A 23,646-nucleotide genomic window follows, 5' to 3' on the forward strand; every position below is an offset into this window, starting at 1 on the left:
GCACATGCGGTACGGTTCTTATAAGATCGTTCTGTCGAGACCGGAGGTTTGATGGCCCTGCCCTTTGCTGCGCCTGTCCCCGATGATGTCCATGCGCAGCTCGCTGCCCTCGGAACCAAGCTGGAGTACCTGCATCCAGCCCTGCACGCCGGCGAAGCGGCACGGCGAACGGCAACCCCCAATCACCCGGCGAACTCTGCGGGCACCCGGGCGTACCAGGAGCATGTGCGCGTCGTGCGCGAAGCGCACATCAGGCACGAAGGGTGGAAGCGGCTCCTCCACGACCACCTGGAGCTGGTCTGCAACGCCGACAAGACCATGGCGATTGGCATCATGGTCGGAGACGCGGCGACGGGAAACCCGAGCCTGCGTCCCACGAACTTGCATCGCCGGGGAGCAGCGACGGAGCGTGCGGCCGAGAACAACGCGCAGCTCGAGCTGTTTCCGCGCCCCGGTGCACCGGACGAGATCTTTCTCCGCGCTGAAGAGTCGGTGCAGCTTCAGACCTGGTTCTTGGTGTCCTACCGAGTTCAGGTGGGTGATGCCGTACGGATCCACAGTGAGCTGTCGCTCCCGGCGCGGATGGAGCGTGGTTTTGTCATGGAGTGGAAGAAGCGGATCCCTCTGCCCGTCCTCGAGATGGACGGAGTCGAACTGCCGGACGAAGATGGACCTGACGAGATCGACATCCCTGTCGATTTCCGCTGACGTCCCATCGAAGTGCGGCACCGGCTTCCCGGTGCCGCACCGCGCACTACTGAACAATGAGGCAGCCTCACCATGGTGACTCCATCCCGCATCACGCTGGCCAGAAAGCGCCGGGGGCTGACCCTCGCGGAGCTCTCGCAGCGCGCGGACGTCTCCCTGCAGAGCCTGTCCAACTACGAGACGGGGCGCACCGCGCCTCGCCACGCCACCATCGGGCGTCTCGCCACGGCCCTCGACTTCCCAGCAACCTTCTTCGACGGACCAGAGATCGATGAGCTCCCAGCTGAAGGCATCTCGTGGCGTGCCCGGACCAAGACCCCGGCGCGTACCTTGGACGCCGCCCGCGCCGCGGGAAGCCTCGCCGCCCAGCTGTACGAGTGGATCGATCAGCGTTTCCGGCTCCCGGACTCCGACATTCCCTCGCTCGGCAAGCCCGATCCGGAGACCGCGGCAGAGATGGTCCGCACGCGCTGGGACCTTGGCAGTGCGCCGGCCCCGAACATGGTCCATCTCCTCGAAGCTCACGGCGTGCGGGTGTTCTCGCTGGCTCCCGACTACGCGGAGGTCGACGCGTTCGCAGTGTGGCGAGGCACCGTTCCGTTCGTCTTCCTGAACACGATGAAGTCAGTGGAGCGTGGACGCTTCGACGCGTCCCATGAGCTTGGCCACCTCGTCATGCACGGCAGCGATCGGCAGTGCACAGGCCCTGAAGCCGAACGGCAGGCGAACGACTTCGCCAGCGCCTTCCTCATGCCGGCATCAAGCGTGCTGGGACACATGCCTGCCGGGGCGCACGTCGATCAGATCATCAAGGGCAAACGGATCTGGCGAGTGTCGGCGATGGCCCTGACCTACCGGATGCACGACCTCAGCCTGCTCACCGATTGGCAGTACCGGTCGACATGTGCCGAACTGAGCAAGCGTGGCTACCGGACCGACGAACCGCAGGGCATGAAGAAGCGCGAGACATCGCAGGTGCTGACAAAGGTCTTCCAGGGACTGCGATCGGCTGGAGTGCGGCCGAGCACGGTAGCGGCCGAGCTTGGCATCACCGTGGACGAGATGAACAAGATGCTCTTCGGTCTGACGATCACGTCCGTGGACGGAGGTGGCGAACGTACATCCGAGGGCCCCAAGCGCGCGTTGTCGCTGGTTACTTGAGCGGTGGATCCCCGCAGCGATGTAGGGATATGTGCCTGGTGGGACTTGAGGATAGGCTTGCGCCGCGCGGGGGCGCTTGGGTGAGGAGTGCCCATGGCCGCCCACTGTGCGCGTCCGCCGCTGCCGCTCGCTCCGCTCGGATTTCGCCGGGACGGTCGTCCCATTCTGCCGATCGTCGGAGCGTCCTCCGACGATCCAGGCAACCCGCCGACGGGCGACCCAAATCCGGATGATGCAGAGACCGCGACAATCACCATTCCTCAGGACGAGCTGTCCCGCCGCTTCGCGAAGGAGAAGGACCAAGGCCGCCGCGCGGGTGTACGCGACCTCCTAGGCAACCTCGGCTTCGACTCCGCGAAGGCCCTGACCGACTTCATCGAGTCCCAGCGCCAAGCCGAGCGGGAGCGCAAGGACGCCGAACAGGCCCAGCTGTCCGAGGTCGAGCGTCGCGAGCAGACCGCTGCCGAGCGCGAACGGCAGGCCGAGCAGCGCGAGTCGGCTGCGGCGGCCCGCGAACGGGACGCCGCTCAACGGGCACTCCTCGTCGGCCTCGGCGCCACCGGCAGCGACCTGGATGACGCCGTCGTCCTGCTCAGCCGAGCCGCCGATCCGGATGCCAACGACGCCGCCCTCACCCAGGCCGCCGAGGACCTGAAGCAGCGCCGCCCCGAACTCTTCAGCCAGCAGCACCTCCCGACACCTCCGCCGGCCCCGCCCTCGGGCAGCCCGTCCGGCGGCATCCCGCCGCGTTCCGGCGGAACTCCATCGCGCCCCGGCTTGCTGGGCCTGGACATCGCCCGCCGCCGTGGCCACCTCAACAACACCTGACGCCTCACGGGGACCGCGCCCCATCAGCTGACCGCGGACGACGGCACCGCCCGGTGACCGTACGGACTCGCCGCTCACCCGGCCTGCCCCGAAGGAACCTGGCGTGGATCTCCAGCCGATCACCTACTCCAAGTCCACCACCGCCGACCGCCCCTGGCTCGCCTCCCGGCACGGGCTCGACACCCCGCTCACCGTCACCCTCGACATCGCTCTGTTCACCAGCGGCACGCACTACAGGCCCAGCAGCCTCCTCCAGCCACGCAATACCTTCCTCGCTGGCGTCCCGCTCGGCCGGGTCACCGCCACCGGCCTTTACGGACCGTGGGACAAGGCCGCCACCGACGGCCGCGACACCTTCACCGGCGTCCTGCTCGCCGAGGTCTCCTTCGCCCCGACCAGCACTCGCGCCGGGGCGGCCCTGCTGTGGCACGGCGTCATCGCGGTCGCCCACATCCCCGGCGGCCTCAACCCGGCAGACATCGCCCAGTCGACCGCGCAGATCCACTTCATCTGAGGAGCCGCACCGACCATGCTCGACAACCTGCTGCGCGACATCGACGCCGCCGATATCAATGCTTTCGCCCGCACCATGACCACTCCGGCCGACTACGAGCTAACCCGCACGGTCATGCCCGAACGCCGCCTGAACTCCGTCAAGTTCCGCATCAAGAGCAGCAAGCGCCGCGTGAACGCTGCGAAGTTCCGCGCGTACGAAACACCGACTGCTGTCGCCCGCAGGCAGGCAGAGAAGATCATCGCCGAGGGCATGCTGCCGCCGCTCGGCCAGAAGCTGCTCGTCGGCGAACTCGAGCAGATCCTCCTCGACACTTCCCGAGGTGCAGACGCCTCCGAGTTCATCGAGTTGCTCTACGACGACATTGAGCGGCACGTTGAGTCCATCTACAACCGCATGGAGCTGGCCGCCGGCGACCTTCTGACCGACGGAGTCTTCACCCTCAGCGGCGAGAACGGCTTGCACCTGGAGGCCGACTTCGGTGTCCCGGCCGCCAACATGCCCACCGCTGCCAAGCCCTGGTCCGACCCGACCAGCGATCCCCTCGCTGACGAACTGCGCTGGATCGAGTACCTGCGCTCCATCGGCGCCCCGCTTCCGGCCCGTGTGATCACCTCGTACAAGGCCCGAGCAACCCTTGCCGCGAACGACTCCTACCGTGCTGCGTACTACGGCAGCGTCAACGGCTCGACGACCCCCACCGCGGTCCTCGCCCCGAACGAGGTCGAGGTCGTCCGCGCCCGCTACAACCTCCCGCCGATCACCGTCTACGACGTCCAGATCTCCGTCGACGACACCTACCAGCGCGTCATCCCCGAGGACCGCTGGATCCTCCTCCCGCCGAACCCGCAGTTGTGGGCGGAGACCCAGTACGGCATCACGGCGGAGTCCCTGGTCCTGTCCTCCGGCACGAACCCGGCGATCACCCGCGAGGACGCCCCGGGCATCGTCATCACCCAGGGCTACCAGGACGACCCGGTCCAGGTCTGGACGAAGGGCGCCGCGGTCGCCATGCCCATCCTGTACGTCCCGGACATCCACATCACCGCGAAGGTTCTCTGATGCCGGTCGCCCGCACCCTCGCCGTCGCGGTCTTCGTCATCGACCCAACAACGCACGAGACCGTGCTCCTCCAGCCCGGTACGCAGATCACCGACCCGGCAATCGCCGAGCAGATGACGCACCCCGACGTCTGGGCCCCGGATCCGCCCCGCCAGTCCCGCCGCACCAAGGCCGAGACACAGTGACCCTCACCGACGCCGAATACGCCTACCTTCGCTCCGAACTGGGCGAAGTTGACCGCGCCGATCTGGACACCCGCTACCAGCGCCTCGGATCACTCCCGGCCGTCGCCACCGAAGTCCTCCGCGAGCGCAAGGCCGCCCTCGTGTCCGACCCCCTGGCTGTCACGGTTCAGGGGGTCGCCACTGTCAACAACGCGGAGAACGTCAAGGCTCTCGAGCGCCAGATCGCAGGGCTTGAAGGTGCCGGGGACAGCGGAGGAGAGACCCAATCTCCGACTTTGTTGGTGCGTCGCCCGATGCGCTGACCGCCGAATTGGACGTAATTGTGGCGATGGTTGGCAAGGGATGATGGTGCTGCAAAACCTTTAATCATTACCAATGAAAGCGCTTACTGTCCAACGGAATGTGTTACCCGACAGTATGACATGCGTAGGTCCATAGAATGGTTGTCGACCGGCTACGATGGGTGGCCAGCGCGGCGTATGCGGTCGGGGTATGGGCGTCCTGCGTGCCCGGGCAGGCGCCATAACAGGGGAATGAATGGGGGCGGCATGGAAGAGGTTTCGTTGTCCTCCACGTCCCCGGTGTCGGTCATCGCGCAGCGCCCCACTGTCCGTGCCCGTGAAGCTGCCGCTCAATCCGTCGCCAAACAACTAGTCGTCATCGAGAGCAGCGAGAAGATTGAGAACCTTCTTGGCGTCTCGCGAGCGCCCATGGTGGATGTTCGACCTTTCTGCTCCACGGTGCGGGCGCGAAGAGCGCTCACAGCCAACGGAATGTGGAACCTTCGGGCACTCTTGAGATCAACAATTCCTGAAATTCTTGATTTGCGGAATTGCGGACCAAGGACTGCGGAAGACATTTTGGCCGCATTGCTGCTGTCAATGGCATCCCCTATTCAACATCATTTGCCCATTGAGGAGGGCGAAGAACTTGGCGCCGTGCGACTGGTAAAAGCGGAAGAAGTAGCTGAACCGCTGACGGCACGTGGATTCATGGCGGCAATCCGCGGAAGGAAGAGGGCATCGTGAAAGATCTTCGATCCATCTCTATTGCGGACAGGTATCGGAGTGATGCTGATGATGTCGCCGAGGATTTCTATGATCCTTGCCTTGAGATGGCGGTTCGCTATGACAGGGCGGTCGGATACTTCACGAGTGGGTCCCTGGCTGTCGCGGCGCGTGGGGTGGAGGCGCTGGAACAATCTGGCGGTCGAATTCGACTTGTTGCAAGCCCTCACCTGACGACTGAGGACGTCGAGTCGATCAAAAAAGGATACGAGTATCGCGAAATCGTGAGTCGTGCCATCGTTCGCGAACTAGAAGAAGCTTCTGGGCTACCTCAGTCTGATTTGGCGAGAGTTGGTCGGCTGGGACGCCTAATCGCGAACAGTCAACTCGACATCAAGATCGCTCTGATGAGATCAAGCCGGGGAATCGGGATCTATCACGAGAAGATCGGCACCATTACCGATGGTCACGGTAATCTGGTGGCGTTTACCGGCTCTTTAAACGAGACTGCCGCAGCGTTCCTCGACAACTTTGAATCAATCCAAGTGTTTTCCTCCTGGAAACCAGAAGATAGTAAACGTGCGGCTGGGATCCAGCGAGATTTCGATGCTCTATGGTCGGGCGAGACGTCGCGGTTGGAAGTGATTGATTTCCCCGAAGCTGCACGGCGGAAGCTCATCGAGTTGGGCAGGGCGACAGGCGGTGAGAATACGGGATCGCCGACGTCAAATTCGGCTACTGGATGGCTAACGCTTCCTACTGATATCGAATTGAGGGATTATCAGAAGCAAGCTATCGAGGCGTGGCTCTCCGCCGAAGGGCGGGGAATCTTTCAGATGGCCACTGGCACAGGGAAGACAATCACGGGGCTGGCTGCTGGAGATCAACTCGGACGCCAGCTAAGGGCTGCCGGCAGCCCACTTGTTACCGTCATCGTCGTTCCTCTTCTCGGATTGGCAGATCAATGGACTGCGCAGCTGAGAAGCTTCGGGGTGACCCCGATCCAGTGCAGAGACGCGTGGCAGAGCTGGGAGCCCGATGTTGTAGATGCCATCGCGGCACTAGGATCTTTCAGTAATGCGAGGCATGTGGCGATTGTGGTTACCAACTCTACATTCGCCACTGATCGGTTTCAGCGAATCCTTGAAGGAATCGAATGGCCAATCCTCTTCATGGCTGATGAGGTGCACAATCTCGGGTCCTTGAAGATGCAAGGCTGCCTTCCTGGGCATTCCACGTTCCGTTTGGGACTTTCGGCGACTCCTGTACGCCATCTCGATACAGAAGGCACTGGTGCGCTTCTTGATTTCTTTGGACATATCCTAATCGAGTTGGGAATCAAAGAGGCGATTGAGATGGAAGCCCTCACGCCGTACAGATACTTCCCAATTCTCGTTCCGCTGAATAGCGAGGAGTCGGAATTCTACGCCGATCTGACCAAGGAGATTGGCAAACTCTTCGCACGTGCGAGCTCAGGAGCTGACGTAGAGGATCGCCTGGGGCAGCTTCAGCAGAAGAGGGCCAACGTTCTTGGTCATGCCGAGGGCAAGATCGCCGCATTGCGTACGGAACTAGCGCAACGTCAAGATGACGCGTATCAACTGATCTACTGCGCCGCGGGAGGTCGTCCCAGTCGAGATGGCGGAACTTCAGGTGTTCGTCAAATCGATGATGCCATGGTTGTTTCGGGTTCCGAGCTCGGAATCCCTACACACCCGTACACCGCGGCGGAAAGTCCCGCCATCCGTCGCGACATTCTGAGGGATTTCTCTACGGGAAGAGATATTCGAGTACTGGCGTCTATGCGCTGTTTGGATGAAGGTGTAGATCTTCCAGATGCGCGAATTGCATACATGCTGGCAAGTAGTAGTAACCCCAGACAATTCATTCAGCGGCGTGGGAGAGTGCTTCGTCGAGCCGAGGGGAAGAAGAGGGCTGAAATCATCGATTTTGTGGCGGTTCCCCCAGGGGATGCGGATCTCTACGAAATTGAGAGGAAGCTCTTCCGGCGTGAACTTGAGCGATGCGTAGAGTTTGCTCGTTACGCAGAGAATCAGGGATTTGCCTTGGCTCAACTGAGGGAGTTGCGTGAGTGCTACGACCTCATGGACCTGTAGTAGTGCATGTGAGAGGGGTGCCGGAATGGACGAGGGCAAGGAAATCACGGAGATCTGGGAAGGACTTAGCGAGGAGGCTCGGGACCTGTTGGGCGCAGTACTCGAAATTGAGCATGAGCACCTCAATCTTGACAAGCCTGAAGGGATCGCAGAAATGATCGTTGCGAGGGTTGAGGGGATCGTTAAGTGAAACTTCTGGACATCGAGCTCGAAGATTTCCGTACGTACGGCGGGAAGCAGGGTGCGACGTTTTCCACGTCCGAAGGTAAAAACGTTACGACGTTTTACGGAACGAATGGCGGTGGGAAGACAACCCTTCTGAACGCACTCCTTTGGGCTTTGTACGGAAAGGTCACTGATGACCTCGAAGACAAGGAGGCATTGGTAAATTCTGAGGCTTGGATCGTTGCTGCTGAAGGGGAAGATATCTCCGCCTTGGTCGTCGTCCGCTTCGAGCATGACGGAAAGACTTATCGAGCCACGCGACGCCGGATTGTCAGGAAACGCGGCAACACGCAGAGCGTCGGCAGAGAGCAGTTTGACCTGGACGTGGAGGATGGGAGTGGCGTTTGGCGCAAGGTGCAAAACGCATCCAGCACGATCGATAAGATTCTTCCGAGTCAGCTCAGTGGGTTCTTCTTCATCAATGGTGAACGCATTGAGCATCTTGCCAAGCAGGAGGCGTATTCCGAGATCCAGTCTGCCATCAAGACGGTTCTCGGAATCGAGCCGTTGGTGCGGGCAAAGCGTCACCTTCCGAATGCGATTAAGAAGATGCGTCACAAGTTGAAATCTGAAGGTGGCGGCACCGGGGCCATCGAAAAGGTCAACGCTGAAATTGATCGACGCGAGACAGAGAGAGAAGAGGAGCGCGAGGCACAGGCTCTTCTCAAGTCTGAGATCGGCCACCTCAAAGACGAGATCGTCAGCGTAGAGGCTCGACTTCGCACGCTTGAGGGAGCTGCCGCGATCCAGAAGGAGCGCGATCGTGTAAAGAAACTCAAAGAGAGTGTCGATGATCGACTGGCAGAAGATTTGGAGTCTCGCAATAAATTGGTTCGCCAGCGAGGTTACCTGACCTTTCTCCCAGAAATGTCAGATCGGATTCAGGTGGCTTGTGAGGCTCTGCGGAAGCGTGGCGATCTGCCAGCCCCCCTGAAGAGAACCTTCGTTAAGGACCTGCTTGATGAATCCCAATGCATCTGTGGAACTCACTTGCTGGCGGGGAGCTCTGAGCGGGCCAGTATCGAACAATGGCTGGACCGGGCGGGGCTCGCTGAAGTGGAAAGCGCTTGGGCGCAACTTCAGGGATCTATGGGGGGGCTGGAAGAGCAGCGCAAGTCAGCGATAATGGAGCTCGACTCACTGGATTCCAGGATTGCGCAGAGTCGCAAGGACGTTCGCGAGCTCAATGCTGAGCTCGATGAATTTCGGGCGAAACTCAAGAACGTCCCTGACGAAGACATCGCCAAGCTAGAAGTGTCGCTTGAAGATAAGGCAAGCTCTGTAGAAGATAAGACTCGTCGTCTTGGTGCTGTGCAAGCTCGTATTGGAGAGTTGGACAACCTGCTAAGGCAGAAAAGTGAGGAACTCGACACTCTTCAAATGAAAGACCTGACTAACCAGCTTGTTCAGAAGCGAATCCGAATTCTTCAGGAGGCAGAGGAAGCGCTTCAGCGGACCTTGGACCTCCTATCTGAGAGGACTCGGCGGAGCCTCGACAGCCGTATTCGACGTGTCTTTGAAGAGTCTGCGTTCAAGGATTATGTCCCAGAACTCACCTCAGAATTCGTGCTCGAATTGTGGGTTGGCAGTGGAGACCAACGGCGCCGTGCACCCAAGTCGACGGGGGAGAACATGCTGTTGGCCCTCGCCTTCGTTGCAGCACTTGCGGAGGAGTGCAGGCACGTGGCGCAGAACGACGAGCATGCGATGAGCGACATGAGTGATTTCCCGGTGGTCATGGACGCTGCCTTCGGAAACCTGGACGTGGATTACAGGAGGAGAGTCGCAACCTTCCTTCCGCGGATGGCCTCGCAGGTAATCGTGCTGACGAGTAAGGCCCAGGCCGAAGGCGCAGCCGAGGAGTACCTGGCGCCTACAGTCGGCAAAGAGTACGTGATTACTGCGCACTCTCGGAAAGCCGATGTTGAAGATGTCACGGCTTCAATCAGTGTGAACGGGCGCGGCTACCCGTACCAGATTGTGGGCTCGTCGTTCGACGGTGCTGTTCTGACGGAGGTACAGGCATGACGACTGAGGTGGAGAGTGTGGATCTGCGAGTTCGCCGTCCGCGTGACCGTGAACCGTTGATCGAACAGCTACTCGCGGAAAACGATGGCGTCTTCGAGAGGAAGGCTGAGGTCATGCTTTTCGCGGCGGCGCTAGGATGGGCGCGCCAGCGTCGAGAACCGTTTGAGAAGTTTGTAGATCCGATTCGGTTTAATGTCTTCCAGAAGATTCACACTGGCGAGGCGTTCATCGAAGCCCTCGCTGTGCTGAACTGCCCTGGCGACGCTCAGATTTTGAGCGATGAGAGAGCCCTTGAGCGCATCAATATCTTCGAGGAGTACGCCAACGGTGGGCTGGCAGTACTCCAGGGAGAGATAAACGCGAGTCGATCCCAAGTGAGGGATGTGTTGGTGGGGCTTGTCCGCGAAGCAGCCAACGCGGACAAGGAGAAGTCGAGCAAGGTACCGGCCGACATTCGGAAGCTCATCACGCGTCCGGACTGGTCCTGAGAGTGATCTAGCGTCAGCGAAATGAATGAGGGGCAGGCTACCGATGCTGTTGTCGGTGTCCCGCCCCTCACTCAATGGGCATTGGATTAATAATCTCGATATGCCACTAAACGCTGGCTTCGCTCACCAAGTCTTGGATACTGCGCAGATCCTTACGGCCGGCGAGATAGCCGACTCCACGCTGTAGATGGACGCGGAGGGTATGCGACACGGCCTCGTCCGTCGGCTCCGCTCCGTCTTGCTGGCACCGATGCTTCAGCAGGGCGAGGTAGATATCACCTTGGGAGCCGGCGAAGGTCTTCCAGTCCATCTCCACGTTGGAGTCAGTGGGAACGTCCTTCACCAGCGGTGTCGAGGGGTCCTGCAACGACATGGCGAGAGCCCACCGGCACAGGATGTTCCAGTTCTTGATCCCGGTGGTCCGCTTGAGTCGGCTGAGCTGGTCCTTGGCCTGCTGGGATAGGCGGATTGTCTCAAGCGACATGTGAAGTTCCCCCGGTCCACCAATAGCCGGGCTTAACCGACGTGGTGAACGCCTGGTCGTCGTGTTCGAGCGTGTACGTGTGAGCGATGGATGGCCTGAGCCTGGTCAGAAGAGGTTCGTCAATCTCTTCGTCCGTCGAGAGGAGCAGCACCTGATGGCTCGCGTGCGGGAAATAGCGGTCGACCAAGTGCTCGCGGTGCTTGCTGTCCAGACGACCAAGTGGGGTGTCGATCACGCTTGGCAGCCAGTTTCCTGCGACTCGGGCGAGTCCCCACAGCAGAGAGATGGCGAGAAGCTGCCTTTCGCCGGCGCTGAGACGTCCAGAGTCAATCGGCTCGTCGTCATCGCCGAGGAGAGTGAGCCGGAACTTGTCTGTGTCGATCTGCAAGTTGCGGATAAGGCCGCTCTTCCGCATAAGCCGCGTAAAACTGTCGAGAACCGCAACTTCCAGTCGGTTGATATGACGTTTCAGTAGAGCGTCGCTGAACTTGTCGAGGGTATCCCGGGCTCTGTTGGTGTAGGTGATGAGACGTGCTGAGTCTTCGGCCTTTTCAATACTGCGGACTCGTCCTTGATGAACTCGTTCGAGTTCGCTCCTGAGCCGTTCCTGGCGCTGTAGATTCGCGGCGTAGTGTTCGGCTGCTGCATTGAACTCAGCTTCGAGCATCGCTGCTTCGCGCATCGCGCGGTCCCGTTGCTCAAGTAGCTTAGTAATGGCTTCTTCGTCGGGGACGCTACCGAGGAGCCGGTCGATACTCTCCAGCCGCTTCGCTTGCTTCGCTGCCTGCGCAAGAACTTCCTTGGCACGAGCGCGCTCGTGCTCGAGGAGCTCACTCAGAGCTGAGAGCTTGGACAAGGCGCCATCTGAGAGATTGAGCGTGCAATCCGAGGAGGAGTTGTTCCTGCGGTTCTTCCTGTCGGCGTAGAGTTGCTCAGCGACAGTGTCGCGGTCTGTCTTGGGCAACGCATCCGCGAGGAGCTCCAGGATCCACTGGTCGCGCTGGTCAAGTACATCCACTACCCGGCCGTCTGCCGCCGCTGCGCGTTCACGCTCGCCCTGTTCTCGGACCGCCGTGATCTGGGTTCCGAGCAGCAGCAGCGGCAGAGGACCGGCGGCGACTTTTTGGCGGAGTATGTCCTGCGTGGCGGCGAGCTGTTTCCCCACTTCCTTGCGTTCCGTTTCGAGCGCGGTCTGTCGGCGATATAGGTCGCCCCCTTCCTTCTCAAAGGCGTGGTCGGCCTCAGCAAGCCTCTTCTTGGCCACGTCCAGCTCAGCCTGCTTCTTCCCCTGCATCTGGAAGGCGACGTCCACCTGCTCTTCCGCATCGGCATACGATGCCTGGAGCTCATGGATGCGATCGATGACCTTCTGGTCTTCGTTTGACAGCTTGTGCCGACGCTGGAGGCCAAGCAGGTCGGAGCGCAGCTGCTCGATGGTGCTGACGCCCAGAAGGGAATGCACTGCAGATTCAATGACGTTGGCCGCGCGGTCGGGATCGGCGAGTGACTCGATCCTCTCTCCGTCGAAGAAGAAGAGGGACGCAACTTCCAGCGGGAGCAGGTCCTCAACGTAATCAGGCCAGTTCTGGCCCGCGACTGGGTCGATCTTGTCGTTGATGAAGACGCTCGTGAACTCGCTGAGCGTCTTGCCGCTGACTTTCCAGCTGCGGTGCAGCCTGTAGATACGCTCCTCGCCGTCCACGGTGATGGAGAACTCCAGCGAGATGCTGGCACCAGCGGCGGGATCTGCCTGCCGGTTGATGCTCTCGCGGAGATACGACTCGTAGGGGCGTGAACCGCGCCCGCTGCAGCGGGCGCGTGCTCCGTAGAGGACGAGTTGGATGGCGTCCAGAAGCGTGGTCTTGCCGCACCCGTTGAGCCCGCCGATCAGCACAATCGGCTTGCCAGGCGTCGTCGTCAGATCGAGGAATTGTTTCCCGCGGTAGGCGCCGAAGTCTTGGAGGGTGATGTTACGCAGAAGCATCGGTGCTCGCTTCAGTCAGCGGGAAGAGTGGGGTGTCGCGGCGCTTGCGCCTGCGGCGCGCGTTCTCGACGGCATCCTCTTCGTTCTCGTAGAAGCCCTTTTCGACCGCGGTCTCCAAGGCTTCGAAGAGACCTGAACGACGGGTCATAGTGCGGAACCGGCGCTCCACTGCAAGAAGCTCTCGCATCGTTGAGAAGTGCAGCTCGTCGCCGTCGCAGACTTCGCGGAGCAGGTCGATCTCCTCGGCGCCAATGGCGAGGTGCTCATCCAAGGGGCGGCCAGGGAAGTCCTCGCCGGTCTCCTCCCTGTAGATACGTGGAAGAGAGTCCTCGACCTCGTGCTTCTCGAAGACCCAATGATGACGGATCTCATGGAGCTCTTCCATGGTGATGAGCTCGATGCTGCGTACGTGGTCCGGCACGTTTGGGTTGCCGCGGATGTAGGTCTGGGCGTGGAGTAGCTTGCGGAGCCAGTCCTCCCGAGCCTTCTGGGTGTACGGGCCTGGGACGTTCCGGTCATTGAACAGCTGGATGTTGCCGTGCATCTTGCGGAAGTCACGCAGGTGACGGTCATCGGCGACGTCCAGCTCGTTGCGAAGCTCCAAGAGCGGGAGCATCCACTCCTTCTCCTCGTCGTTCTGGATCATCGCGGACATGGACTTGTCCTGCTCGACCAGCGTGCACGTCCAGCAGCCGAACCGGCTGGATCCGCATGAAGGGGTGGTGTCGTCGACGACCAAAGGGCACTCGCCATCGCTTGATGCGCCTTGGTACATGGTGAGAAGGTCTTTGTTGTCGTGTCCCCAAGGGTTGGCCTGCTGCATGAGGAAGAGCCACACGTCGTCGTTGGTCCAGTCTTCGACCGGGCTGTAGACGAGGGAGTTCGGCAGGTTTCCGTTGGGAGAGAGCCGATCGCGGACGCGACGTTTCTCGTGCTTGGCCATGGCCTTGGCACGTGCCTGGCTCTCAGCCTTGCGGATGCCGAGGACGAGGATTGCCTCACCGTGGCGTCGTACTACTCGGCGGATGAAGCTGTTCGAGGGCCGGATCTTCAGGCGCTCGGTGCACCACCGAAACTTCGGGCGTGGGGCCGGATATCCACGGCCGATCAGCCCGACCCAGAAGGTGTCCTTGACTTCGGGGGTAAGCCGATGCGGCTCGATGGGGAGGGCTTGCTCTGCCGCGGCCTGGCGCATCGTCTCCAGCGACTGAGAGACCCAGCTCGCGACGATGGGGTTCTCTACGAGAGTGTCTGTGCTGATCACATGGACCGGCTTGGTCCGCTGCTCAACCGGAAGTCCTTGGAGCGCTAGCCATACCAGCTGCAGAACCGCAGTGGAGTCCTTGCCGCCGCTGTAGCCAACGACCCATGGCACCTCATCGGCCACATACAGCTCGCGGATCTCTTCCGTCAGTTCCGCGACGACTTCGGTGAGGCTTCGGCCCTGGAACGGCTTCCGCCGAGTCGGGGTGCTCATGCTTCTCCTCGTAGGTACGCGTCTTCCACGCTCTGCTCTTCGGGGGTGAGCTCAAGGCCGAGGTGATGGCGCAGGTAGTTCACGGTCAAAGTGAGATTCTGTTGACTTTTCTGGACACGCCCCCCCGTCATGGCACGCCCTTCCCAGTCGGTGTTGCTGCGGGACCAGTCCACAGTGCGCAAGAGTTTGAGCCGGCTGCGCCACTTCGCCGGGCTGGTTGACTCTTGGAGCAATGTGTTTCCTAGGCGTCCGAGAGCGTGCAGGGCGATGCCGTGACTGTGGATGTAATCGCGGCGTACGTCAGGTGCAGACAGGGTGCGCTGGCGGATCAGAGACCAGTCGGGGACCTGTGCATCGACGGCCTCCCAGTATGCCTGAGCCAGGGCGGCCGCCCTCTCGTTGTCGACCTTGAGTCCCTGCAGCAGGCACTTGGTGCCGAAGTGCAGGGCGCTCAGAGTGAACAGCTTGCGAGAGCGCTTGGAGAGATTGCTGCTCTCCATCTCGATATGGCCCTTGAAGACGGGTGACCGCATCGCGAGAAGGCGGGTCAAGTTGGCCAGGTCGTCGCGATGGTCATAGAGCACCCCGATGGATCGTGCTGGACGCACGGCGTGACGGTTCAAGTCGGCGAACATCTGCTGGCAGCGTTCGAGCCCTGCGTCATGGAAGAACACCACCGCGATGGTCTCGTTGCCAAGGTCCGGGTTCTCTCGAAGAGCTTGCTCGATGGCCGCCCGTCTGTGCTGGCCGTCGTTGATGAGGAAGCGGGCAGACATGGGAATGCGGATCTGGCCTGCACGCATGCCTGGTCCCTCGCCAGCGATGCCCTCGAAGTGCATGTCGCCATCAACTGAGGCAGTGAGCGCACTAAATACGTAATTGTCTGGGTTGTCCAGCAGGTAACGGGTCAAGGCAGGGAGTCGCCCCTTGTTGAGCACGCGCTGCGCTCTGACCTCTGGGGCGAGCTCATCGTCGTCAAACAAGAAGATCCGGGGAATGAGGCGGAGCGGACACATGGACACGTAAAACTCGCGTCCCGCCTGGACTCCGCGGATGGCCGGAAAAATGTAGTCGAAGCCAGCGGACGTCGTCTCGTCGGCGGTCTTCGTAGATGCGTGAGACCCCACGAACGGAACGCTATCGTACGGAAGCAATAAGACGTGCACAGGATGCAGAAGTTACGTTCAAAGACTTGGTGGACCTCTTGATTACGTACCTGGACGCAGCAGCGACGACACGCGTGGACCCGCGTGTGGCAGACGTGGTCTTGCACTGGATGACCGAAGACTTCGGCAACGCGGGCAGCCGTACGCACGAGTACGGGACGCGGGCGAAGAAGGCAGTGCAGCAGGCGCGCGAGTATCTGGCGGGCACCGTCGCCGCAAAGCCGGAAGAGTTGATCTTCACGAGCGGGGCCACGGAGAGCAACAACATCGCGCTGCTCGGGCTTGCTCCCTATGGCGAGAAGAGTGGCCGGCGCCACATCATCACCTCGGCAATTGAGCACAAGGCGGTGCTGGAGCCGTTGGAGGAACTGCAGTCACGTGGCTTCGAGGTGGACTTCCTTCAGCCGGGTGCTCCGGGGCGCGTCAGTGCAGAAGCCGTCATGGAGAAGCTCCGCCCAGACACGCTTCTCGTGTCTCTGATGCACGTGAACAATGAGACAGGCGTCATCCAACCTGTTGCCGAGTTGGCCGAGAAGCTGCGCGAGACGCAGACTTACTTCCACGTTGATGCTGCGCAGGGGTATGCCAAGGTGCTGGGAGACCTAGCTGGGCCCATCGACATGATTAGCGTCAGTGGTCACAAGATCGGGGCGCCGAAGGGGATCGGAACTCTGGTCATCCGTCGCAGGGGCTGGGACCGAGTCCCGCTAGAGCCGATCATGTTCGGAGGCGGTCAGGAACGGAAGCTTCGACCAGGCACCTTGGCAGTACCGCTGATCATGGGGCTGGCTGAGGCTGCGAAGATCTTCCGGAGCGAGCACGCTCAATGGCAGGATCGCGCCACTGAGATCCGGGCTCGGCTGCTGGCAGGACTGGAGAAGACCCGCTTTCGTATCAACGGGGATCAGGAGCACGCAGTCCCGCACATCCTGAACCTGTCCTTTGACGGGGTTGACGCTGAGGCGCTGATCGTCCGGCTCAAGCAACAGGTTGCTGTGGCGACTGGGTCGGCGTGTACGAGTGCCTCGTACACGCCCAGCCACGTTCTAACCGCCATGGGGCTCCCCGAAGCTGTGGCGGCAAACGGGCTCAGGCTCTCGTGGTTCCCCAGCCAGACGGACGACCTGAACGTCGAGGAGCTGGTTGACGCCATTATGGAGCTTCAGCCCGACTCGGCTTGAGGCGATCAGCTCTGCAGGCGGCGTACCAAGCGATGCCCTCGGAGGGTACGGCCGCACCGGATCAGCTCGGCTTCCCAGCCATTCTCGGTGCCGATGAGGTGCGGATGCTCGTACAGGCCCGCCCTCAACTCGGATTCCGTGAGGCGTCGGTAGCGGGGCACATCAGGGTCGTCCGGTGTCAGGAACTCGTGCTTGCGGTGGAGCAAGGGGCGATTCGCGGAGTTCGCGTATGACATGTGTGATGTCTCGAGTGTCTGGAGGTCGACTTGATAGGAGGAGCGGATCCGAGGATGGGGGTCATTGTCGAACTCTGGGTAGTCGAGCCAGCTCACTGCCCGGCCCCGGTGTTTGAGCTTGGCGAGGGTCCATTCCTGGGGGCGACCTGCGGCGATCGAGGCGCAGTGCTCGTACAGGCGCAGGATGGTCGGGATGTGGTCGATCGCCCGGCGGTGCACGTAGAGGGCAGTCGGGGTCAGCTTTCCGACGGTTGAGGCGTTCATCGCACCGCGCACGTACGTGTCGTCCCGGAGCTTGAGGAGAAGCCGGTCGGAGCGCTGGCAGGCTTCCTTGTACGAGGAGAAGAAGGCCCGGACGTCCAGTTGGACGCTGAACGGGAGGCTGCTGAACGGGCCCCGGCCGTTGAAGAGCTCAACGGCGAGGAATAGCAGCGTGTTGAGGGTGGTGCGCTTGCCTCCCTCGGCTACCTTCTCGGGATCGGCTGAGTCGCGGACCAGCCGCTTGAGTTCGCCGGGCTTCAGATGTGCCAGGAGCTCTGCCACATTGCGCGGCATCTCTTCCACCCGTGGCAGACGCCCCCGGTGCTCGACGTGGTCAACAAGGGCGGTGATCGCTGAGGCGGTGTCTTCCGAGGCAAGCCACTCGGCATCCGGGACGATCCGGTACGCGAGGTAGCTGAGGCGCGCGGCATCGTCCTTGAAGGCGTAGACGACGCCTGGAGCAGCGGATACGCAGCGAGTGCCGGTGACCTCTTCGACGTAGTTCCGGAGTTCGCTGGCGCCGAACAAGTGCTGGAAAGTCTGCCGGCTGGTGAGAAGCCCATCGCCGAACTCTTTGCCCCGAACCTTGGACTTCTCCCAGGTGAGTCGGGCTGAGGCGATGAGGACGGTGTTGGCCAACTGCCATGCCTGCATCAGAGTGTGGCGGCGTTCCGCGGGATCCTCGATGACGTTGAGGACGTAGGTAAGGAGCACGACGTCGGCCTGCTCCACTTTCGTCTCTGGGCGGTAATACGGATCCCAACCCGCGATCCGGCAATCCAGTCGATCGAGTGAGCGAACGTCGTCGCCTCGCCCGCAGCCGTAGTCGAGGATCGTCCTTTCCGGGACGAGCTGTCTGTCTGCGAGGGCCTGGCGAGCGGGGACGGAGAGTGCAGCTCGTCCGATCGCGGTGAGACGGCGTTCGCTGTTCCAGGTCTGCTGCATGGAGTCCTCGCATGTGCGGGGATTTGGGACGGTGGCAGAGTAGTAGCGAACGGGCCAGCGCGGAGCGCGATCGCCCGATCACACTAGATCGAGCGGTGGACTGCGCACGTGAAGGCCGGGGCTCGGAGAGCCCGACCCATGTAGGAGTCGAACCGGGAACCAGGGCGGACGGGAGCCAGGGCGGACGGAAGCCTTGTCTACGACCGTGCTTGAACCAGAGCGTGCGTGCCGCTGGTACGCCATTCCTCGTCGGAGGCATCGAGGGCAGTCAGCGTTTGGTCGCTCAGGCCAATGATGACGTCGGACTTCAAGGTGCGCAAAGCAGCGACCGGTCCAGGGAAGTAGGCCGTCAGGTCCGTGAATGGCGTTGTCGCATCCCATAGCTGGTCTCCGACGAGACGTCGGTAGTTGAGGTCGCCCTTCATGATGGTCAAGGAGGATGTCCTGAGCTCCTCCCGCAGGTCCTCGGGCATATCCTTGTACGGCAGTGGGGCGCAGAAGAAGGCGTGGGCGCGCACGTCGAGTCGTCCGGCTCCCATGGCATCCCACAGGCGCTTGCCGATTTCGCCTGCCTGGCCTGGGGCTTCGACGAGGCGGCGCAGGCAGTCGATGACATCGTCCATGGTCGCGTCGGAGACGTAGTACGGATAGGGCTTGACGTGCAGAACGACATCGGCCGCGTAGCCGTGTTGGAGTAGGTAGTCGATGAGGATCAGGTCGGGGATGAGTTCTCGGCCGGCGTTGTCCGCCACCACACTGACGGTCGAGGGTGCTCCGGCGGCGAGGAGTGACCACAGCAGTGAGCTGTCATCAGCGACCAGGTTCGTGGCGGTGTCGCTCTGCGTCGCCGTTCCGGCCGAGAGACAGAAGCCCAGATCGGCGCGGTTTCCCCAGAGCGACGATTGGAGGAGCATCTCAGCTTGTTTGTCCGCGGGCTGGGAGGGGAGTGCGTCGAGTGCTCGGAGTTCTTCATCTACCAGTGCGCTGCGCAGTTCGGCCTGTTTGAAGGGACCGAAGACGTCCACCCCCTGCCATGGGCCGGGCTCGAAGTATCCGGTGGCGGCGAGGAGCTTGCGGTAGAAGTAGCTCTCAGCCCAGAGGAACGGGGCATCGAACCACGATCGTCCGAAGTTTTCGCGGCCCCATGCCGACCAGACTTCGTGGCCGTGGCCAGAGGCGTCGAGCGGTTCGACGACACCGTTGGTGATCTCGTCCTGCAGAGCGTCGAGCGCCTGGTGCTGTCGAGGGCCGTAGGGGAAGGCATCGCGAACCTGTTGGATCAGGGCTGGATGCCGCTTGTCCAGGACACCCCAGGCGAACGTGCCAGGCTCGTTGCTCAAGATCACCGGAGCGCTGGACTCGGGGATCCGGCCGGTCTGGTCGTCTGAGGCGCCGGAGGTCTTCGCTGTCATGGTGTCTGAGCCCTTCGCATATCGCTCATGTGTCCCTTGATGTTCAGAGCCACGACGCCTGCGGCGCTGCCGACGAGCACTTGGTCGGTCCGGCTGTCGAACGCCGCGCAGTGCAGGGAGGCGTCCACCCTGACCTCGGCGATCTGCCGCTGCTCGCTGATCGACCACAAGCGTACGGTCCCGTCTGCCGCAGCCGACACTAGACGATCTCTATCGCTCGTGAAGCCGAGCATGAGAATGCGGCCGGTGTGACCGGAGAGGTGAGCGGTGAACCTGTCGGTGTCGAGGTTCCGTACTGAGATGTCTCCAGTGCCGGCCCCGACTGCGGCCCGGTTGCCTGGTCCGTTCACGGTGACGGCGCGAGCCCATCCGCTGGGGTTGGTGAACCGGCCCCTGAACTCGCCGGTGGGGGCATGCCACACGCGTACAGAGCCGTCGCCGCCGCAGGCGGTCAGAAGGTCCCCGCTGTCGTCGAAGGCGATCGACCGCAGTCGCCCGGCGTGAACGTCCTGGCTCCACAGCAGCGACCCGCCGGGGAGATCCCAGCATCGGATGTGCCCGTCTCCGGTGCTCGCGGCGAGGCGAGGCACTGAGCGGGCCATGGCTACGGCCCATGTCCGTGCGGTGTCCTGGTTCAGCGTGAGGTCCCAGGCGGTGTCGACCAGTGACCAGGCTCTGACCGATCCGTCGCCGCACGCCGCCGCAACGTACTCCGTACCGGCAGCCAGGGACCACACGCGTCCGTGTGCCGCGGAGAGCCTACGGCGGAACGCCGAGGTCGACGCGTCGAGGAGTCCGACGTTTCCGGCACCGTCTCCAACAGCGGCGATACGGCCGTCGGCCGCGAACTGTGTGGACCATACGGTGTTCGAGCCGCTGCCCAGGATTTCGAGTCGGCCGCTTCCTGAATTCCAGATGCGGACCCCGCCGTCCTCGCAGCCCGCGATCACGGTGCCGTCGTCTGTACGGGCAACTGAGCGCACCCAGTCGACTCCGGGCGGCAGTTGCGTCTCACCCACTGGGCCCTCTGCCGAGAACGCTTGGATCCTCGGTTCCTCGGTGGCGGTGACGACGACATCGGCCCGTGGCGACAGGACGACGGCTCGTACACGTGCTTTGAGGTCGGCGATCCGGCGGACGGCCACCAGCTGTCCGCCGGCCGCGTTCCATACGAGGACAGAGCGATCACCGGAGCCGGACGCCAGCAGAGGGGAGTCTGGGGCAAACGCCACGCAGCGCACCCAGTCCCGGTGCGCTGCGCGCTCATCCAGAAGGCGGCCGGTATTGAGGTCGAAAAGGCGAACGAACTCGTCTTCGCCAACGGCGGCCAAGGCCGAGTCCGTGTCTCCGCCGATTGCCACGGACCAGACGGGAGTTCCGGCCGTATGCATCTTGCGCACGAGCACGAGTCGCTCCGCATCCCAGGCGCACACGGCTCCGTCCTCGGCCCCCGAGGCGAGGACGGAACCGGAGGAGCAGAAGGCAAGGCTGCGGATACGACGGGTATGACCTGTCAGAACGCCGACGGGGGCGCCGGTATCGGTCCGCCATAGCCGGATCACTGCGTCGTCTCCCGCGGACGCGACGGTCATTCCGTCCGGGGACAGTGCGGTGGCGAACACCCAGCCGGTGTGCGCCTGGTGGGTCCGTAACAGCCGACCGGTGTCCAGATCCCAAACCCTGACCACTCCGTCTTCCCCACCTGAAGCCACAAGGTTGCGAACAGTGGAGACGCTGACAACAGCGCCTACATGCCCAGGTGCCAGAGCTTGGGGCGCGGCGTCTTCGGGCGGCAGCAGCCACTTCGCGGCAAGCACGGCCTCCGCGCCGGTGACATGGTCAAGGGCTCGGGCAGCAGCGGGAAGCGGTGAGCGCTGCAGCACGATGGAGAGTGTCGAGGCGAGGTCCGCCGGCTTTTCCAGCCCGCTCAGCAGGTATCCGGCGCCGGTCATCATGCGGGCGGTCAGCCACACCTGATGCTGGGGGTGGGTGTCCTCGTGCCGCCGGGGCAGGGCATCCAGAACGATGGCGTCCGCGGTCAGGGACTGGTGGCCGACGAGTCCGACCTTGCGCATGACGTACGGCGGGGATGCCAGGAGGCTGACCAGCTCGGCGTCGAGATCGGCTTCGTGCAGGTGGTAGGGCAGATGGCGCCAGAGGTAGCCGTGGGTCTCGTCCAGCGTCTCCCACTCGCCGTCCGTGGTCTGCCGGTACGCCTCGACCAGGGAGCGATGGAGGGTCGCCCAGCGATCTCCGATCAGATGGCGCAGGTAGGACCGGAACACGTCATGCAGCACGATGGCGTCCCGGTCGGCGAGGTATGCGCTGATGAGAGACCGGTCCGACAGCACGCGGCAGAATTGCCGTACGGCGTGGGGAGACCAGCCGTGTGCGGTATGCCACCAGTGGGAGAGCACTGGCACCGGGATGGGTGCCGCCGGCGGAAAGACCGCGAGGGAGAGGTATCGGTCTCGAAGGTCCGAACTCCCTGCGATCGAAACGCTTTCGTCCAGGCTGCGCAGGCTGGACGTGAGGGCCTGCCCGATCGCGTTCTTCCGCTGGTCCGAGTCCCATACATCGAAAGCCTGGGGACCGTAGGTGCGGATTGCCTCGCTCGCCTCCGAGACGACGCGATCGGCCGGGGCGCCGGCAACCACGTCTTGTGAGACATTTGCCCCGACGATTGCCGCCAACAGCGGCCAACCGCCGCACACATCAGCGAGTCGCGCGGCTTCGGGATGGCCCAGGGCCCCCACATTCCGGGTGAGCAGTTCGCTGATCTCGCTCGGCGTCATGGGCCCCAGCCGTACGACACGAGCAGCGGTGGGGCACACGCGCACGTTCCGCGTGGTGACGAGCCGGACGCAGTCCTCTCCGCCCAGCAGAAACGGCCCGAGATCGGCAGCGGACCAGACGTTGTCGATTACTAGGAGGGCCCGGCGTCCCTGGAGCAGACGGGCCAAGTGGAACCCGGCCTGCTCCGGATCCGTGAGCGCTGGGCGGCTGCCGTCCAGATGAACGCAGAGATCAGAGATCAGCTCGACGACTCTGGCTGCTGTGCACCCCTCGCCGGTCTCCACCCACAAGATCTCCGAGAAGGAGTCCCGGACCCGGGAATCGTGGCAGACCTGGGTCGCCAGCGTCGTCTTCCCGAAGCCTCCCGGGCCGCAGACGGCCACCGTAGCGATGCCGCCAGCCGCCGTCGCCTCCCGCAAAACGGAGACGAGCCCCTCGAAATCATCTGACCTGTGCACCAAGCCGGGCTCCGGAACGGGTATCGGGAGGTAGTTGTCCGGTGCGGGCGTAGGAGCGGGTATCGGAGCACCGACGGAGTCCCAGAAGCGCTGCTGAACATCCGCGCCACTTTGCTCCAGGGCCGTATCCAATAACGCCTGAGAGTCCGGTGCCAGAACGATCTCCTCGCCCCGGGCCTCCCAGTTGGACACTGTCCGATCGCTGACGCCGAGGTAGGCGGCGAAGCGGCGCACGCTTCGACGCGTCGCAAGCCGTAGTGCTCGCGCCTCCCTGCCGGTCCAGCGCTGCACCGTGCCCACCGAAGCTCCTTCGACCGACATCAACGACGGTAACAGCGTAGGGCGCGCTGACCAGCGGCGTAGGGCCTTCGCTGCGACAAGAGTGCAGCATCAGTTCGACAGTCCAGACGCCAGGCGGGCAGGAGCCGGCACCAGCACAGCCACATTCCCAAGCGACGGTGCTTCTGCATGGGTGCGGCACTACGACAGCCCGCTGCTCGACGCGACCCGGCAGTCTGCTCACCGCGGAGCACAGAGGCTCCGGAACCGACGGAGAGGTAGGACATGCCGACACCACGTCGCAGCAAGAACGATCACCTCATCTACGCGGATGTCGTGGACTCCAAGAGCAAGGCCGGCGTCTGGATGGGAGAGCGCGCCTCCTTCCAGGACCGGCAGCGTCAGATCATGGAGACGGTGAAGGACGAACTCGACTGGGTTCCGGTCGAGGGAGCCATCATGGCGATCAGCACCGCACCCGCTGGGATCGTTGTCATCGCCCCGAACCCGAGCCTGCCCGGCGTGATTGTCCTGGCGGACGGTGGCTCCCCCGCGGCCTCGGCCGAGCTGCAGGCCGCCTACGAGGAGGTCGTCCGCAAGTCCATGGCGGAGCTTGGTATCGCTGAAGAGGGAGCGGCCTGATC

Annotated in this window: 21 protein-coding genes; 14 read left to right on the plus strand and 7 right to left on the minus strand. The window is 62.6% G+C overall.

All coding sequences use genetic code 11. From position 1 onward, the window contains the following. Window positions 1–51: 51 nt before the first annotated feature. The 12 genes from ACQEVG_RS21185 to ACQEVG_RS21240 all read left to right on the plus strand — a co-directional run bounded on the left by ACQEVG_RS21185 (window position 52) and on the right by ACQEVG_RS21240 (window position 10,323). A complete protein-coding gene (locus tag ACQEVG_RS21185; protein ID WP_432986282.1) occupies window positions 52–708 on the plus strand; it encodes a hypothetical protein in 657 nt (218 codons plus the stop codon). A gap of 72 nt (window positions 709–780) precedes the next feature. Beyond that, on the plus strand, window positions 781–1,869 hold the full coding sequence (locus ACQEVG_RS21190; RefSeq protein WP_432986284.1) for a helix-turn-helix domain-containing protein: 1,089 nt from the start codon (window positions 781–783) through the stop codon (window positions 1,867–1,869). Between the two features lie 93 nt (window positions 1,870–1,962). Beyond that, window positions 1,963–2,697 carry a hypothetical protein gene (locus ACQEVG_RS21195; protein ID WP_432986286.1) on the plus strand — a complete coding sequence of 245 codons (735 nt, stop codon included), beginning with the start codon at window positions 1,963–1,965 and terminating at the stop codon, window positions 2,695–2,697. Between the two features lie 103 nt (window positions 2,698–2,800). Next, a complete protein-coding gene (locus ACQEVG_RS21200) occupies window positions 2,801–3,211 on the plus strand; it encodes a head decoration protein (RefSeq protein WP_432986288.1) in 411 nt (136 codons plus the stop codon). Between the two features lie 15 nt (window positions 3,212–3,226). Next, on the plus strand, window positions 3,227–4,273 hold the full coding sequence (locus ACQEVG_RS21205; protein ID WP_432986290.1) for a major capsid protein: 1,047 nt from the start codon (window positions 3,227–3,229) through the stop codon (window positions 4,271–4,273). After that, window positions 4,273–4,458 carry a hypothetical protein gene (locus tag ACQEVG_RS21210; RefSeq protein ID WP_432986292.1) on the plus strand — a complete coding sequence of 62 codons (186 nt, stop codon included), beginning with the start codon at window positions 4,273–4,275 and terminating at the stop codon, window positions 4,456–4,458. Before ACQEVG_RS21205 ends, ACQEVG_RS21210 begins: the two co-directional genes overlap by 1 nt. Further along, entirely contained in the window at window positions 4,455–4,760 is a 306-nt protein-coding gene (locus ACQEVG_RS21215; RefSeq protein WP_432986294.1) for a hypothetical protein, read from the plus strand. The genes ACQEVG_RS21210 and ACQEVG_RS21215 overlap by 4 nt, the downstream gene beginning before the upstream one ends. Window positions 4,761–5,006: 246 nt before the next feature. Further along, window positions 5,007–5,486: a hypothetical protein gene (locus tag ACQEVG_RS21220; RefSeq protein ID WP_432986296.1), complete on the plus strand. Its 480-nt coding sequence runs from the start codon at window positions 5,007–5,009 to the stop codon at window positions 5,484–5,486. Continuing rightward, on the plus strand, window positions 5,483–7,582 hold the full coding sequence (locus ACQEVG_RS21225; protein WP_432986298.1) for a DEAD/DEAH box helicase family protein: 2,100 nt from the start codon (window positions 5,483–5,485) through the stop codon (window positions 7,580–7,582). The genes ACQEVG_RS21220 and ACQEVG_RS21225 overlap by 4 nt, the downstream gene beginning before the upstream one ends. 25 nt (window positions 7,583–7,607) lie before the next feature. Beyond that, a complete protein-coding gene (locus tag ACQEVG_RS21230; protein ID WP_432986300.1) occupies window positions 7,608–7,772 on the plus strand; it encodes a hypothetical protein in 165 nt (54 codons plus the stop codon). After that, window positions 7,769–9,835 carry an AAA family ATPase gene (locus ACQEVG_RS21235; protein ID WP_432986302.1) on the plus strand — a complete coding sequence of 689 codons (2,067 nt, stop codon included), beginning with the start codon at window positions 7,769–7,771 and terminating at the stop codon, window positions 9,833–9,835. Before ACQEVG_RS21230 ends, ACQEVG_RS21235 begins: the two co-directional genes overlap by 4 nt. Beyond that, window positions 9,832–10,323 (plus strand): DNA phosphorothioation-associated protein 4, encoded by a 492-nt coding sequence (locus ACQEVG_RS21240; protein WP_432986304.1) that lies wholly within the window; start codon window positions 9,832–9,834, stop codon window positions 10,321–10,323. Before ACQEVG_RS21235 ends, ACQEVG_RS21240 begins: the two co-directional genes overlap by 4 nt. A 106-nt stretch (window positions 10,324–10,429) precedes the next feature. Here the strand turns inward: ACQEVG_RS21240 and dndE are convergent, their stop codons facing one another. The 4 genes from dndE to dndB are packed head-to-tail and all read right to left on the minus strand — an operon-like array spanning window position 10,430 to window position 15,395. Beyond that, on the minus strand, window positions 10,430–10,807 hold the full coding sequence (dndE, locus tag ACQEVG_RS21245) for a DNA sulfur modification protein DndE (protein WP_432986306.1): 378 nt from the start codon (window positions 10,805–10,807) through the stop codon (window positions 10,430–10,432). Then, the gene (dndD, locus tag ACQEVG_RS21250) at window positions 10,797–12,791 is read right to left on the minus strand and encodes a DNA sulfur modification protein DndD (protein WP_432986308.1); all 1,995 of its coding nucleotides are present in this window, start codon (window positions 12,789–12,791) and stop codon (window positions 10,797–10,799) included. Before dndD ends, dndE begins: the two co-directional genes overlap by 11 nt. Continuing rightward, the gene (dndC, locus tag ACQEVG_RS21255) at window positions 12,778–14,268 is read right to left on the minus strand and encodes a DNA phosphorothioation system sulfurtransferase DndC (protein WP_432986310.1); all 1,491 of its coding nucleotides are present in this window, start codon (window positions 14,266–14,268) and stop codon (window positions 12,778–12,780) included. Before dndC ends, dndD begins: the two co-directional genes overlap by 14 nt. Then, window positions 14,265–15,395, minus strand: a complete 1,131-nt coding sequence (gene dndB / locus ACQEVG_RS21260; protein ID WP_432986312.1) for a DNA sulfur modification protein DndB — start codon at window positions 15,393–15,395, stop codon at window positions 14,265–14,267. Before dndB ends, dndC begins: the two co-directional genes overlap by 4 nt. Window positions 15,396–15,472: 77 nt before the next feature. Here dndB and dndA point away from each other — a divergent pair, with 77 nt between their 5' ends. Further along, entirely contained in the window at window positions 15,473–16,615 is a 1,143-nt protein-coding gene (dndA, locus tag ACQEVG_RS21265; RefSeq protein ID WP_432992782.1) for a cysteine desulfurase DndA, read from the plus strand. Between the two features lie 5 nt (window positions 16,616–16,620). Here dndA and ACQEVG_RS21270 read toward each other — a convergent pair whose 3' ends face one another. From ACQEVG_RS21270 to ACQEVG_RS21280, 3 genes are all read right to left on the minus strand, one after another. Beyond that, the gene (locus tag ACQEVG_RS21270) at window positions 16,621–18,057 is read right to left on the minus strand and encodes a DNA phosphorothioation-associated putative methyltransferase (RefSeq protein WP_432986314.1); all 1,437 of its coding nucleotides are present in this window, start codon (window positions 18,055–18,057) and stop codon (window positions 16,621–16,623) included. A 197-nt stretch (window positions 18,058–18,254) separates the two neighbouring features. Next, window positions 18,255–19,469: a damage-control phosphatase ARMT1 family protein gene (locus tag ACQEVG_RS21275; RefSeq protein WP_432986316.1), complete on the minus strand. Its 1,215-nt coding sequence runs from the start codon at window positions 19,467–19,469 to the stop codon at window positions 18,255–18,257. Then, window positions 19,466–23,023 carry an NB-ARC domain-containing protein gene (locus ACQEVG_RS21280; RefSeq protein WP_432986318.1) on the minus strand — a complete coding sequence of 1,186 codons (3,558 nt, stop codon included), beginning with the start codon at window positions 23,021–23,023 and terminating at the stop codon, window positions 19,466–19,468. The genes ACQEVG_RS21275 and ACQEVG_RS21280 overlap by 4 nt, the downstream gene beginning before the upstream one ends. Before the next feature lie 264 nt (window positions 23,024–23,287). Here ACQEVG_RS21280 and ACQEVG_RS21285 point away from each other — a divergent pair, with 264 nt between their 5' ends. After that, a complete protein-coding gene (locus ACQEVG_RS21285; protein WP_432986320.1) occupies window positions 23,288–23,644 on the plus strand; it encodes a hypothetical protein in 357 nt (118 codons plus the stop codon). Window positions 23,645–23,646 lie beyond the last annotated feature (2 nt).

The sequence above is a fragment of the Streptomyces sp. CA-135486 genome (assembly GCF_050936555.1).
Lineage (GTDB): Bacteria > Actinomycetota > Actinomycetes > Streptomycetales > Streptomycetaceae > Streptomyces.